This is a genomic window from Pseudomonas sp. NY15374, from assembly GCF_048068255.1.
Taxonomy (GTDB): Bacteria; Pseudomonadota; Gammaproteobacteria; order Pseudomonadales; family Pseudomonadaceae; genus Aquipseudomonas; species Aquipseudomonas machongensis.
This window is the reverse complement of record NZ_JBLUPZ010000005.1, coordinates 165,235-181,148: the sequence shown is the minus strand read 5'-3', so window position 1 is coordinate 181,148 and position 15,914 is coordinate 165,235. Positions and strand designations below refer to the sequence as shown.

Annotated in this window: 1 protein-coding gene; it reads right to left on the bottom strand. The window is 68.4% G+C overall.

Going from position 1 to position 15,914, the window contains the following annotated elements; all coding sequences use genetic code 11:
• Position 1: 1 nt before the first annotated feature.
• Positions 2–15,484: a non-ribosomal peptide synthetase gene (locus ACNFHO_RS13475; RefSeq protein WP_416766639.1), complete on the bottom strand. Its 15,483-nt coding sequence runs from the start codon at positions 15,482–15,484 to the stop codon at positions 2–4.
• Positions 15,485–15,914: the final 430 nt, after the last annotated feature.

Below are 15,914 nucleotides of genomic sequence, written 5' to 3'. Positions count from 1 at the left end.
CTCAGTTCGTCTCCAACTCGGTGAGGAAGTCATGCATATCGCTCAGATCCTGCTCGAGATCGGTGGTCCGCAACCCTTCCAGCGCTTGCGCATAGCCCTGCAGGTCGTCGGCCTGGAAGATCAGCTCCAGTGGCACCTGTACCTGCAGTTGCGCCTGTGCGGCTGCCGTGGCTTGTGTCGCCAGCAGCGAATGCCCGCCCAGTTCGAAGAAGTTGTCGTCACGCCCCAAGCGGTCGACCTTCAGCACCGCAGCCCAGATATCGGCGATGGCGCTTTCCAGCTCGCCTTGCGGCGCGCGGTAGTCGCGTTGCATCAGGCTGGCATCCGGGGCTGGCAGGGCCTTGCGGTCCAGCTTGCCGTTGGGTGTCAGGGGCAGTGCGTCGAGGAAGACCAGATAGGTGGGGACCATGTAACCCGGCAGTGTCTCCTTAAGACGAACGTTGAGCTGCTCGCGCAATTTAGCCTCGCCGAGCGCCAGGCCTTGCGCGCTGGCCAGCACGTAGCCCACCAGTTGCGGGCCACCGACGCCAGGGCGGGCCAGCACCACCGCTTCACGCACGCCGTCCTGGGCCTGCAGGCGCGCCTCGATCTCACCCAGTTCGATGCGGAAGCCGCGGATCTTGACCTGGTGATCGACCCGTCCCAGGTAGTCGACCACACCATCGGCGCGCTGGCGCACCAGGTCGCCACTGCGGTACAGGCGTGCGCCCGGCACACCGTAAGGGTCCGGAACGAAGCGCTCGGCGGTGAGCGAGGGGCGGTGCAGGTAGCCGCGCGCCACCCCGGTGCCGCCGAGGTACAGCTCGCCCGCGACACCCTGGGGCAGCAGCGCCGCCGAGTCGTCGAGCACGTAGGCACTGCGGTTGCCGATGCGGCTGCCGATCGGCGCATAGGCCGCCTGGCAACGTTCGGCGCGGCCGGCTTTCCAGATCAGCGGGGTGACCACGGTTTCGGTCGGGCCATAGCCATTGATGATGTGCTCGGGCGCAAGCACGGCCTTGACCAGCTCGAACGCGGCTTCCGGCACCGCGTCGCCACCGAAGCAGTAGATGCGCACCGGCGGCGGGTTGCCGTGCTCACGCACGTGTTCGGCCAACTGCTGCAGGTATACCGGCGGGAATGCAGCGACCGTGACGCCATGCCGGTGCATGGCCGCACTGGCCTGCTCGGCGGTCCACAGTTGCGGATCGCGAATCAGCAGGCGGCCGCCGTGCAACAGGCAGGTCAGCCAGCGTTCATGGGCACCGTCGAAGGCGAACGACATGAAGTGCAGCTCGCAGTCGCGTGCGCTCATGGCGTAGCGCTCACCGATCGCCAGGCAGTGCATGGCCAACGGGCCATGGGCCACGGCAACGCCCTTGGGCTGGCCGGTGGAGCCGGAGGTGTAGATCACGTACGCCAGGCCCTCGGCGTGCACCGGGCGCTGCGGCGCGCTGCTCGGCAGCGAGGCGCTGGCCAACTGGTCGATGCACAGGGTCGCCACGGTTTGCGCGGCAGGCAGGCGCGCCAGCAACTGCGAATGGGTGAGCAACAACGCCATGCGCGAGTCCTGCATGAGGTAGGCCAGGCGCTCTTCGGGGTACTCCGGGTCGAGCGGCACATAGGCCGCGCCGGCCTTGAGCACCGCCAGCAACGCAACCAGCATCTGCGGGCCACGCTCCAGCGCCACCCCCACCAGCGCCTCGGCGCCCAGCCCTGCCTCGATCAAGCCATGGGCCAGGCGGTTGGCCTGCTGGTCGAGTTCGGCATAACTCATTTGCTGCTCGCCGAACAACACCGCCACCGCCTCCGGCGTGCGCTGCGCCTGGGCCTCGAACAGCTGGTGCACTGCACGAGGCGAATCGAAGCGTGCATCGACGTGATTCCACTGCTCCACCAGTTGCGCACGCTCCTGCCCGGTGATCAGCTCCAGCGCGCCGATGGCCTGGCCTGGAGCCGCCTCGAGCAGTTGCTCGAGGACCTGGCGCAGGTGCCCGGCGACCTGCACGATGCGCGCATCGTCGAACGCTTCGCGCAGGTAGCTGTAGTGCACCTGCAGGGTCTGCTCCAGAGCTATGGCCAGGGTCAGCGGGTAGTTGGTGCGCTCGTGGCTGTCGATGGCGCCGAAGCCCAGGGCGGGCACCTCGGCCTGGCGCAGGGCCTCTGCCACCGGGTAGTTCTCGAACACCACCAGGGTGTCGAACAGCGCCTCGCCGCCCTGCCCGGCCCAGCGCTGGATATCGTACAGCGCGGTGTGCTCGTGCTCGCGCAGGGCCAGGTTGTACTGCTGCAGCTCGGCGAGCCATTCGCCCAGCGCCTGCTCGGCACGCACCTGCGCCACCACCGGCAAGGTGTTGATGAACAGCCCGACCTGGCGCTCGATACCGACGATCTCCGCCGGACGCCCCGAAACCGTGGCGCCGAAGCACAGCGCCTGCTGGCCGGTGTAGCGCTGCAGGAGGATCAGCCAGGCGCCCTGCAACAAGGTGTTGACGGTCACCTTGTGACGGCGCGCCAACTCGCCCAGGCGCTGGGTGAATGCGGCATCGAACTGCTGGTAGTGATCGCCAAACGGCGCTTGCGCCACGGCTTCGCGGCGCACGAAGGCCTGGGCCAGTCGGGTCGGGGCCTCGAGCACACTCAGTTGCTCGGTCCAGAAACGCTCGCTCAGCCCGGCATCCTGGGCCTGCAGCCAGGCCAGGTAGTCGCGGTACCGCCCGACATGGCCGATCTCGCGGCGCGCGGCGTAGCGCTGCAGCACCTCACCCAGCAGCTGCGAATTGCTCCAGCCGTCGAGCAGGATGTGGTGATGGGTGTAGATCAGATGGTGACGCTCATCAGCAGTACGCACCAGCACCAGGCGCAGCAGCGGCGCGCGGGCAAGGTCGAAGCCCTGGGCCTGTTCCTCGGCCGCCAGGCGATCGAGGGCGGCGGCCAGGTCCTGGTCGCCACGCAGGTCGAGCACGCGGAACGGCACCTCGACCTGCTTGTGCACCAGTTGCAGCGGCCGCTCGACATCGCCCTGCCAGAGGAAGACGCTGCGCAGGCTGTCGTGGGCGTCCAGCGCCTGCTGCCAGGCCTCGCGGAAACGCGCCGGGTCCAGGCCGTCGATGTCCACCCGCATCTGGTTCACGTAGTCGCTGGCGTCCTGCTGGTACAGGCTGTGGAACAGCATGCCCTGCTGCATCGGCGACAACGGCACGATGTCTTCGATCTGCCGCGCAGCGACCGGCAGCGCATCCAGTTGCGCCTGGGCCAGCGGGTAGAGCGGGAAGTCCGAAGGTGTCACGCCTGCTTGGCCAGGCTGGCAGCAATGCTCGACCAGGGCCTGCAACTGCTCGGCGAAATCGCGGGCCAGGGCTTGCAGGGTGGCGTGGTCGAACATCTGCGTGCTGTAGGTCCAGCTCAGGTCCAGTTCGCCGTCGTACACCTGGCCGTTGATGCCCAGCCAGTTGGCCAGCGGCGCCTGGGCGCTCTGCTCGGCGCCACTGGCCTCGCCGCTCGGGCTGAACAGCGCGCCATCGTCGGACTGGAAGCTGCCATCGAACTGGCCCAGGTAGTTGAAGGTCACGCGTGCCACCGGCAAGGCCTGCAGCGCTTCACGGGTCGCGGCATCGGCGAAGCGGCGCAGGGCGCCGAAGCCCAGCCCTTTGTTGGGCACGCTGCGCAACTGCTCCTTGATCTGCTTGAGCGAGTCGCCCAGCGCTTCGGCCGGGGTCAGGCACACCGGGAAGACGCTGGTGAACCAGCCCACGGTACGGGTCAGGTCGAGGTGCTCGGCCAGTTCTTCACGGCCATGGCCTTCGAGCTCCACCAGCACGCTGCCCTGCCCGCTCCAGCGGCACAGGGTGCGGGCCAGGGCGGTCAGCAGCAGATCGTTGACCTGGGTGCGATAGGCGGCGGGCGCTTCCTGCAGCAGACGCTGGGTCGTGGTTTTGTCCAGGCGCGTATGGACCATCGCCGCATGGGCGTTGTCCAGCACCGCCGTTGGTGCGGCGCACGGCAACTCGGCGGCGCCCTGCAGGCGTTGCTGCCAGTAGCCCAGCTCAGCGCTGTGCTCGGTGGCGTAACGACGCAATTGCTCGGCCCAGTCGCGCTGCGAGCTGGTCTTGCCCGGCAGGGCCAGAGGCTTGCCGCTGCTCAGTTGCTCGAAGGCCAGTTGCAGGTCTTCGAACAGGATGCGCCACGACACACCATCCACCGCCAGGTGGTGGATCACCAGCAACAGGCGCTGGCTGCCGTCCGGCAGATCGGCCAGCACGGCGCGCAGCAGTGGGCCATCGCCCAGCGACAGGCTGCGCTGGGCCGATTCGGCCAGGGCTTCCAGTTCGTCGGCAGTGTTCAGGGTGCGTTGCCAGAGCAGCTCAGTCGGCTGCTCGCCGAGCGGGCGGTAATGCGCCTGCCAGCCGGCCTCGCTTTCGGTGAAGCTCAGGCGCAGACCATCGTGGTGCGCAACCAGTGCCTGCAACGCTTGCTCCAGGTAACCCGCATGCAGCGGCTGGACCGGCTTGAGCAGTACCGACTGGTTCCAGTGATGACGCTCGGGGATGTCGGTGTCGAAGAACGCTTGCTGGATCGGCAGCAGCGGCATCTCGCCAGTCAACGGGCCCTGCTCGATCAGTTGCGCACCCTCGCCTTCCTGGGCCACGGTCGCCAGCCCTTGGACGGTCTGGTGCTGGAACAGCGCCTTGGGCGTGAAGCGGATACCCGCCTGACGCGCCCGGCTGACCACCTGGATCGAGATGATCGAATCGCCGCCCAGTTCGAAGAAGTTGTCGGTCACGCCAATCGGCGAAACCTTCAGGACTTCCTCCCAGATCGCCACCAGGCGTTTTTCAAGCACGCTGCGGGGTGCTACCTGGCGCGCCGGGGCAGTGGCCTGCGGCGCGGGCAGCGCCTTGCGGTCGAGCTTGCCGTTGGGGGTCAGTGGCAGACGTTCGAGGAACAGCCAGTGGGTCGGCACCATGTAGTCCGGCAAGGTCTGCTTGAGCCAGGCCTTGAGCGGCTCGGCATCATCGAGCAATGCCGCAGCAGCGACATAGCCGACCAATTGCGTACCCAGTTCGCCCTGACGGGCGACCACCGCCACTTCACGCACCTCGGGGTGCGCCAGCAGGCGTGCCTCGATCTCCCCCAGCTCGATACGGAAACCACGCACCTTGACCTGATGGTCGATACGCCCCAGGTATTCGATCGACGCGTCTTCGCGGTAACGCACCAGGTCGCCGGTGCGGTACATGCGCCCGCCTTCACCGGTGAACGGGTCGGCGACGAAGCGCTCGGCACTCAGCCCTGGCCGGCGCAGGTAACCGCGCGCCAGGCCCTCGCCGGCCAGGTACAGCTCGCCCGCCACACCCACCGGCTGCGGCTGCAGATGGCCATCCAGCACATAGGCGGCGGTGCCCGGCAGCGGCCGGCCAATGCTGGCCCGGCCGTTGGCCTGGCGCAGCACGCAGGTCGAATAGGTGGTGTCTTCGGACGGCCCGTAGAGGTCGTACACGCGCTCGATACCCGGCAGCGCATACAGCGCATCCACCAGCGACTGTTTCAGCGGTTCGCCCGCCAGGTTGATGGTGCGCACACTGGGCGGAATCGCCCCGGCCTGCAGCAGCGCGGCAATCGCCGAAGGCACGGTGTTGATAAGGGTCACGCGCTCTCGCGCGGGCAGCTCCGGCAGCGCCAGGGCGTTGTCGGCGAGGATGAAATGACCGCCGCCGGCCAGGGTCACGAACAGCTCCCAGACCGACAGGTCGAAGCAGATCGAGGTGCTCGCCAGCACGCCTTGCAGGTCGTCCTGGCTGTACAGCCCCTGGGCCCAGCACACCAGCGCCACGGCATTGCCATGGGTGATCGCCACGCCCTTGGGCAGGCCGGTGGAGCCGGAGGTGTAGATCACGTACGCCAGGTGCTCGGCATCGTCATGCTGGACCGGCGCATGGGTCGGTTGCAGCGCCAACTGCGGGTCGTCATCGAGCAACAGCAGCGACTGGCCTTCGCTGATCACCGACGCCAATTGCGCGGCCTGATCGGCCTGGGTCAGCAGCAGGTGTGCCTGGCTGTCGCCGAGCATGTGCGCCAGGCGCTCGCGCGGGTAGGCCAGGTCCAGCGGCACATAGGCGCCACCGGCCTTGAGCACCGCCAGCAGGGCCACCACCAGTTCGGCGCTGCGCGGCAGTGCCACGCCCACCCGCACTTCCGGACCGACACCCAGGGCGCGCAGGCGATGGGCCAGGCGGTTGGCATGCGTGTCGAGCTCGCGGTAGCTCAGCTCACGCGCGCCGCAGATCAGCGCCAGGGCCTCGGGGGCCTGCGCGGCGCGGGCCTGGATCAGACCGTGCAGGCTGGCGTGGGTCACCGGCGGCAGCGCTGCCGAATTCCACGCCTCAAGCATGCGCTGCTGTTCATCGGCGGCCAGCAGCGGCAGCCGCGCCACCGGGCACTGCGGGTCGTGCACCACGGCCTGCAGCAGGTGCTGCCAATGGTTGGCCAGACGCTCGATGGTGGCGTGGTCGAACAGGTCGGTGGCGTAGGTCAGCGACACTTCGATGCGGGCCTCGACCTCGGTGGTGTCCAGGCTCAGGTCGAATTGCGCGGTGCCGCTGTCCCAGCTGAGCGGTTCGAGCGTCAGGCCTTGCAGGGAGGTCGCGGTGGCAGGCGTCACCTGATGGTTGTGCATGACCTGGAACAGCGGGCTGTAGCTCAGGCTGCGCTGGGGCTGCAGGGCGTCGACCAGTTGCTCGAACGGCAGGTCCTGGTGGGCCTGGGCGCCGAGCACGGCCTGGCGTACCTGTTGCAGCAATTGATCGAAACCGGCCGCGCCATCGACCTGGGCCCGCAGCACCTGGGTGTTGACGAAGAAGCCGACCATCGACTCGGTCTCGGCCCGGGTGCGGTTAGCCACCGGTACCCCGACGCGGATATCGGACTGGCCGCTGTAGCGGTGCAGCAAGGCCTGGAACGAGGCCAACAGGTAGACGAACAGGGTCACGCCCTGGGCGCTGGCCTGCTCGCGCAGCGCTGCCACCAGCGGCTCGGCCAGGCTCAGGTCGAGGCGCGCGCCGCGCTGGCTCTGCTCGGCAGGCCGCGGGCGGTCGAACGGCAGCTCCAGCACGGGTTGCTCGTCGCCCAGTTGCTCACGCCAGTAGGCCAGTTGCCGAGCGCCCTCGCCCGCCTCCAGCCATTGGCGCTGCCACTGGGCGAAGTCGGCGTACTGCAAGGCCAGGGGCTCGAGCGCCGCGGCCTCGCCACGGCAATGGGCGAGGTAACGCGCCTGCCACTGCTCGACCAAGAGTTGCATCGACCAGCCGTCGGAGACGATGTGGTGCTGGGTCATCACCAACACATGGTCCTGTTCGCCCAGCACCAGCACGCGAACCCGCAGCAACGGCGCCTGGAACAGGTCGAACGGACGACGAATCTCGCGTTGTACTTCGCGGCGGATGGCCGCCTCGTCGGCCTGCGCCTCCATGGCCTGGTAGTCGATCGCGAAGGTCAGCGCCGGGGCGATGACCTGACGGACCTCGCCGTCCTCTTCGACGAACGCGGTACGCAGCGAGGCATGGCGATCCACCAGGTCCTGCACGCTGCGCGCCAGGGCGTCGCGATCGAGCACGCCGCGCAGGCGCAGCGCCGCCGGAATGTGATAGGACGCACTGTGCGGCTCCAGTTGCCACAGGAACCACTGGCGCTCCTGGGCGTAGGACAACGCCAGCGGCCGGTCATGGCCCACACTGACCAACGCCGGCCCCGCCTCAGCGGCCTGGGCCTGGCAGGCCTCGGCGAACGCCTCAAGCACCGGCGCCTGGAACAGCACCCGCACCGGCACCTCGCGCTGCAATTGCTGGCGAATGCGCACCACCACCTGCATGGCCAGCAGCGAATGCCCGCCACGCTCGAAGAAATGATCGGCCAGGCCGATCTGCGGCACGTCCAGCACCTGGGCCCAGATGTCCGCCAGCGCCGCCTGCAAGGCATTGCGCGGGGCGATATAGGCAGCGCTGCTCGCGTCCGCCTCGGGCAGTGGCAAGGCTGCGCGGTCGAGCTTGCCGTTGTTGTTCAGTGGCAATTGCTCCAACACCACGAGGTGCGCCGGCACCATGAACTCCGGCAGCGACTGGCGCAACGCGTCGCGCAGCGCGGCGACGAAGGCCGTGCGCGCATCGCCCTGCACTGCCTCGCTGGCAACCGGCACGACGAAGGCCACCAACTGCGCCCCCTGGCCAGTCGCCTGGGCGATCAGCGCAGCAGCCCGCACCCCCGGCTGGGCCTGCAGGCAGGCTTCGATCTCGCCCATTTCGATGCGCATGCCGCGAATCTTCACCTGGTGATCGATTCGCCCGACATACTCCAGTGCCCCTTCGGCGTTGTAGCAGGCCAGGTCGCCACTGCGATAAAGCCGTGCGCCCGGCTCGCGGGCGAACGGGTCGGGCAGGAAGCGTTCGGCCGTCAGGCCCGGACGCTGGTAATACTGCTGGGCCAGACAGGCCGGGGCGGCGATGCACAGTTCACCGACCGCGCCGGCCGGCAACAGCTCGCCAGCACCGTCGAGCACATAGAGGGCGCGGCCAGCAATGGCCCGGCCAATCGGCACGCCGTGGCTGTCGCTGGCATCGCCCAGGCGGCAGGCATGCACGCTCGAGACCACGGTGGCCTCGGTCGGGCCATAGGTGTTGATCAGCGCGACCTCGCCAAGGCCCGCAGCGTGCCAGAGGCGCAGCCCTTCCACCGACATCGCCTCGCCGCCGACGTGCACCTGGCGCAGTGCGCCCAGGCCGCGGCCCGGCTGCGCGGCGCACTCTTTGGCCAGCAGGTACCAGTAGGCCGCTGGCAGGTCGGCCAAGGTGACCTCGTGCTGCACGATGTGCTCGGCCAACTGCTGCACATCCCACAGCGCCTCGCCCCGCATCACCAGCGCCGCCCCCAGGGCCAGCGGTGGATAGCACTGCTCGACGAAGCCGTCGAAGCTGAAGGTGGCGAACTGCAGCACGCGGTCGTTGGCGCCCAGGTGCGAATACTGCGCGCCGCTCTGGCAGAACTCGCGCAGGGCGGCATGGCTGATGGCGACGCCCTTGGGCCGGCCGGTGGAACCGGAGGTGTAGATCACGTACGCCAGGTCCTGGGCGTGAGGCTGCACGAGCGGGTCATGCTCGGGCTGCACCTCCAGCGCCAGCTCGCCGGTCACCAGGCGCGGCACCTCGGGTGGCAGGCTCAGGCCCTGCAACAGGCCGTCGTCGCACAGCAGCAAGTCGAGCTGGCTGTCTTCGATCATGTAGCGCAGGCGCTCATCCGGGTAGGCCGGGTCGAGCGGCACGTAGGCTGCGCCACTCTTGAGCACGGCCAGCAGGCTGACGATCAGTTGCGGGCTGCGGCGCAGGGCCAGGCCGATACGTTTGCCCGGGCCCATGCCCTGGGCGATGAGCAGGTGCGCCAGGCGGTTGGCCTGGCGATTGAGTTGGCCATGGCTGAGCGAATGGCCCTCGCACGACACGGCAAGAGCGTCGGGGCTGCGCGCGGCCTGGGCGGCGATGCGCTGGTGCACCAGCGGTGTGGCAGACAGGTCGATCGCTTCGCCCTGGCTGTGCGCCAACACCGCCTGCTGCGTGGTGTCATCCAGCAGGCGCAGGCTGCCCAGCGCGGCCGAGGGTTGCTCGATCATCTGCTCGAGCGCCTGGCAGAAAGCGGCGCACAACTGCTCGACCTGCGCAGCATCGAAGTGTGCCAGGTCGTAGGCGAACTCCACGCTCAATCGCGCGCCCAGCTCGATGCCAAGGGTCAACGGGTAATGGGTGCGCTCGTGATTGCGCAGCGCACCCACCTGCAACCCGGCCGGCGCGCCATCACGCAGGGCCTCGGCCACCGGGAAGTTCTCGAACACCATCAAGGTGTCGAACAGCACGCCGCCCTGTTGGCCGGCCCAGCCCTGGACCTTGTACAGCGGCACATGCTCGAACTCGCGCAGGTCGAGGTTGAACGCCTGCAGCGTTTCCAGCGCCTCGCCGACCGACTGGCCAGGTGCTGCGCTGCACAGGACCGGCAGGGTATTGATGAACAACCCCAATTGCTCCTCGATCCCCGGCAATGGCGCCGAACGCCCACTGACGGTTGCGCCGAATGCCACGCAGGCCTGGCCGGTGTGACGTTGCAATACCAGGCCCCACGCCGCCTGGAACAGGGTGTTGAGGGTGACTTTGCGCTGGCGGGCGAACTGCCCCAGGCGCTCGGCGAAGGCACCGTCGAATACATGCAAGTGCTCGCCACTGCCCTGCCCTTGCGCCCGACGCAACGCCGAGGCCAGCAAGGTCGGCCCCTGCAACGGCGCCAGTGCGGCCTTCCAGAAGCGCTCGCCGGCGTCCACGGGCTGGCGTTGCAACCAGCCCAGGTAGTCGCTTAAACGCCCGCTGGCGGCGGCCACCGGTTGCCCGGCGTAGGTCTGGATCACCTGGGCCAGCAGGCTGGCATTGCTCCAGCCATCCATGAGGATGTGATGGCTGGTGTAGATCAGGTGCCAGCCACCGCCCTGCTGCGCCACCAGTTGCAGGCGGAACAGCGGTGCCTGGCGCAGATCGAAGCCGCGAAGGCGTTCGCCGGCGGCCAGGGCATCGAGGTCGTGCACGCCTTCCAGCACCTGCAGCGGCAGGTCGAGATGGCGCTGCACCAACAGCTGCGCCTCGCTCAAGCCTTCCCAATGCACGCTGGCGCGCAGGATCTCGTGGCGCGCCATCGCCTCGCTCCAGGCCTGACGCAAGCGCGCGGGCTCCAGCCCCTGGATATCCAGGCGCAGCTGGTTGATGTAGGCACCGGCCTCGGGCTCGTACTGGGCGTGGAAGAACATGCCCTGCTGCATCGGCGACAGCGGATAGAGCGCTTCGATAGCGCTGGCATCGACCGGCAGCGCGTCGAGCTGCGCCTGGTCGATGCGTGCGAGCGGGAAGTCGGACGGCGTCGCCTGGCCGGCCGGGGTTTGCAGGCAGTGGGCGATCAGTTGCGCCAGCTCGTCGCTGTAGGCCTGGGCCAGGCCTTCGACGGTGGCGTCATGGTACATCTGGCCGCTGTAGCCCCAGCGCAGCGACAGCTCACCGGCATAGACCTGGCTTTCCAGAGTCAGCCAGTTGGCCAAGGGGGCCTCGGGATCCTGGGCCTGGCCGCTGCGCTCGGTGGCGGGCGCCCAGAGGGCCTGGGCATCGAACTGCTGGTCGAACTGCCCCAGGTAGTTGAAGGTGATGCGCGCAGGCGTGACCTGGCCGAGCGCCTGGCGCTGGGCCTCATCGCCCAGGTAGCGCAGCAGGCCGTAGCCCAGCCCCTTGCCCGGCACCGCGCGCAACTGCTCCTTGACCGCCTTGATCGAGGCGCCCACATCGTCACTGACGCTCAGGCGCACGGGGAACAGCGTGGTGAACCAGCCCACGGTGCGCGACAGGTCGACATCCTCGAACACCTCTTCGCGACCATGCCCTTCCAGCTGCACCAGCACCGCTTGCTGCGCGCTCCAGCGCGCGACCACCCGAGCCAGCGCGGTCAGCAGCAGGTCGTTGATCTGGGTGCGATAGGCGGCCGGGGCAACGTGCAGCAACTGACGGGTCAGCTCGGCGTCCAGGCGCGTTTCCAGGGTGCGGCCATGGCGGTTGAGCGCGGCGCCCTGGGGCATGTCGCACGGCAGGTCATGCTCGACACGCTGGGCGCACCAGTAGTCCAGCTCGCCGGCCTGCTGCGCGGCCAGCGCAGGCAGCCGCGCGGTCCAGGCCTGCCAGGCGCTGGTCTTGGCGGGCAGCGCCTGTTGTGTGTAGGCGTGCTGCAAGTCTTCGAGCAGTACGCGCCAGGACACGCCGTCGACCACCAGGTGGTGGATCACCAGCAGCACGCGCTGGCTGCCATCGGCCATTTGCACCAGTACCGCGCGCAGCAGCGGCCCGTCGGCCAGGTCGAGGCTGCGCTGGGTGGCGTCGCAGAGCGTCGCCAGCGCCTGGGCATCGGCGGCCGTCTCTTCGCGCAGCAGCCCGGCGGGCAGCGCACCGTGCTCGGCTTGCCAGTGGCCATCGCGCAACTGGAAGCGCAGGCGCAGGGCGTCATGTTGCTCGACCAGACGCACCAGCGCCTGCTGCAGGCGAGTGCCATCCAGAGCCTGGCGTGGCGTCAGCAGCAGCGACTGGTTCCAGTGCGCCCGTGCAGGCACCGCCTGCTCGAAGAAGGCGCGCTGGATGGGGGTCAGCAGCGCCGGGCCCTGCACCGCGCCCTGCTCGGCCTGCACCTGCGTCGCACGCCCGGCAGCGCCAGCCAGGCCGCGCAGGGTCTGGAACTGGAACAGGTCACGCGGGCTGAACTGCAAGCCTTGGCGCCGGGCGCGACTGACCACCTGGATGGCGATGATCGAGTCGCCGCCCAGTTCGAAGAAGTTGTCGTCCAGGCCGACCTGTTCGACCCCGAGCACCTCGCTCCAGACCTGCGCGAGGATCTGCTGCACCGGCGTTTGCGCGGCCACGTAGGCGCCGCGTGGCGCCGCATCGGGCTGCGGCAGCGCCTTGCGGTCGAGCTTGCCGTTGGGCGTCAGCGGCAGGCGCTCGAGCGGCATCAGGTGGGTGGGCACCATGAACTCGGGCAGCGCCTGCAACAGCCAGTCCTTGAGCCCCTGCTGCCAGCCATCGGGCTGTTCGTTGAGCACCAGGTAGGCCACCAGCTGCTTGCCGTCCAACGCCAGCACCACGGCCTCACGCACCCACTCATGCTGGGCCAGGCGCGCCTCGATCTCGCCCAGCTCGATGCGCAGGCCGCGAATCTTCACCTGATGGTCGAAGCGGCCGAGGTATTCGATCACGCCATCGTTGCGCTGGCGCACACGGTCGCCGGTGCGGTACAGGCGCTGGCCAGACACGAAAGGATCGGCGACGAAGCGCTCGGCCGTCAGGCTCGGGCGGCGGTGGTAGCCTCGGGCCAGGCCGACACCCCCCAGATAAAGCTCGCCGGAAACACCGGGGGCAACCGGCTCGAGGCCGGCGTCGAGCACGTAGGTGCGCAGGTTGGCGATCGGCTGGCCGATCGGTACGCTGTCGCGACCTTCGTCGCGGCAGGTCCAATGGGTGACGTCGATGGCTGCCTCGGTCGGGCCATACAGGTTGTAGAGGGCTGCGCCCGGCAGGCGGGCAAACACCTGCAACTGGGCATCCACCGGCAGGGCCTCACCGCTGCAGACGATACGTCGCAGGCTGCTGCAGGCTTCGACACCCGGCTCGTGGATGAACGCCTGGAGCATCGAAGGCACGAAATGCAGGGTGCTGACCTGGAAGCGGCGGATGGTCTCGATCAAGCGTGCCGGGTCGCGATGTTCACCTGGCGGGGCCACTGCCAGGCGCGCGCCGGTCATCAGCGGCCAGAAGAACTCCCACACCGACACGTCGAAACTGAAGGGCGTCTTCTGCAGCACGGTGTCGTCGGCGCCGATGGCGTAGGCCTCCTGCATCCAGTGCAGGCGGTTGGCCAGGGCCCTATGGCTGTTGCCAGCGCCCTTCGGCCGTCCGGTCGAGCCGGAGGTGTAGATGACGTAGGCCAGTTGCTCGGGGTCGATATCCGCTCTCGGGGCACTGGTGGGCTGCTCGTCCAGCGGCAACCGGTCGAGCGCCACGCACTGCACGCCCTGGGGCAGCGGCAGGCTGTCGAGCAGTGCCTGCTGGGTCAGCAGCAGGTCGATGCCACTGTCCTCGATCATGTAGGCCAGGCGTTCTGCGGGGTACTCCGGATCCAGCGGCACATACGCAGCACCGGCCTTGAGGATGCCCAGCAGCCCCACCACCATTTCGACGCTGCGCTGCACGCTGATGCCGACCAGGCTGTCGCCCCGGGCACCCTGGGCGCGCAGGTAGTGGGCCAACTGGTTGGCGCGGGCGTCGAGCTGGGCGTAGCTGAGCGCGTGCTCGCCAAACACCAGGGCCGTGGCCTGCGGCGCGCGGCGTGCCTGGTCTTCGAACAACTGGTGCACCGGGCGTTCGAGCGGGTAGTCACGGGCGGTGGCGTTCCAGTCCTGGAGCACGGTGGCAAGGCTGACGTCATCGAGCATCGGCACCTGCCACAGCGCTTGCTGCGGCTGCTCGACCAGGCCCCGCAGCAGGGCCTGCCAGTGCCGGGCCATGCGCTCGATGGTGGCGGCATCGAACAGGTCGCTGGCATAGGTGAAGGCTGCGTGCAGCACCCCACCTTGCTCGTAGGTGTCGAGGCTGAGGTCGAACTGGGTGGTGCGGCTGCGCCATTGCAGCGGCGCCAGTTGCAGGCCGGACGCCAGGGTGACGGTGGTCAGGTCGGCGACCTGCGGCTGGTGGTTGTACATCACCTGGAACAGCGGTGCGTGGCTGAGGCTGCGCTCGACCTTGAGCGCCTCGACCAGGCGCTCGAACGGCAGGTCCTGGTGCGCCTGGGCGCCCAACACGGTCTGACGTACCGCTTGCAGATAGGCCAGCACGTCCTGTTGCGCTTGTGGCTGCAGGCGCAGTACCTGGGTGTTGACGAACAGCCCGATCAGCCCCTCGACCTCGGCGCGGTTGCGGTTGGCCACCGGGCTGCCGATGCGCAGGTCGCATTGGCCGGTGTAGCGTTGCAGCAGCATGCCGAAGCTGGCGAGCAGGACCATGAACAGCGACAGGTTGTGCTGGCGGGCAAAACCGCGTACCTGCTCGGTCAGTGCCGCGTCGAGCGGGAATGACTGGCGGCTGCCGCTGAAGCTGGGGGTGGCCGGGCGGGCGTGGTCCAGCGGCAGCTCCAGCACCGGCTGCTCCTCGCCCAGCTGGGCCTGCCAGTACTGCAACTGGCGCTCCATCTCGCCCGCTTCGAGCCAGCGGCGCTGCCACAGGGCGTAGTCGACGTATTGGATGGGCAGTGCTGGCAACTGCGGTGCCTGGCCTGCAGCAAAGGCGTCATAGGCGCGGCTGAACTCATCGATCAGCACATTCATCGACCAGCCGTCGGAAACGATGTGGTGCAGGGTCAGCAGCAGTACGTGCTCCTGCGCATCGAGGTGCAGCAGGCGCACCCGCAGCAGTGGTCCGTGCGCGAGGTCGAACGGGCGTAGCGACTCGGTTTCGGCTTCGGCACGAACCTGTGCCTCACGCTGGTCGACGGCGAGATTGCGCAGGTCGACGCGCTCGATGTTCACGCGGGTGAGCGGGCGATGGGCCTGCTCCAGGCGATCATCGGCCTGGGGTTCGAAGACGGTCGTCAGGCTTTGGTGACGGGCCAGTACGGTGGCGAAGGCCTGCTCCAGGGCGGCGGCGTCCAGTTGACCTAGCAGGCGTACGGCGCCTGGGAGGTTGTAGGCGCCGCTCTGGGGGTCCATCTGCCAGAGCACCCACATGCGTTGCTGGGCGTAGGACAGCGCCTGGCGGTCTGGGGCCTCGACACCGGCGGGGATGGGGAACTGGGAAAAGTCGATGCCCTCCTTGGCCAGGGTCTCGAGGAACACGCGGCGCTTTTCCAGCGGCAGTTCAATGAAACGGCGGGCCAGTTGCAGGGACTTCTCGGGATTCATCAGATTGCTTCCGTACGAGTGGGGTATCGGGCGGGGCCCGGCTATCCCTACGAAACGGATACATCTTGCAAAAAGTTAGGTTTTGGGGGGCGCTGGGGGTGCTTGTTTCGCGTGAATATTCGATTTGGGGGGCGACGCGGAGTCACCTTTTCGCCCTTACGGCGACCTACTTTTTTTCTTGGAAAAAAGTAGGCAAAAACCGCCTGCTCCCACATACGGCCCCTGCGCTGCGCTCCGGGGTTCCCTCGCGCCGGCGCCTTCCGGGCCTTCGCGGACTCCGACTTGCTGCGCAAGTCTACTTCTCGCGACTTCGGCGGGACGCCGAAGGGCGCTGCGCGCCAGGGCCCTACAGACGCCTCTGCTCGGCCTCCTGAGGTCGCGATGGGTGGTGGCTGGGATATCGCGCGCTTAGAAGCAAGGGCAAGGGCAA

Excerpts from the sequence above, each read along its gene's own strand:
- ACNFHO_RS13475 (WP_416766639.1), bottom strand. The coding sequence starts at position 15,484 with ATGAATCCCGAGAAGTCCCTGCAACTGGCCCGCCGTTTCATTGAACTG.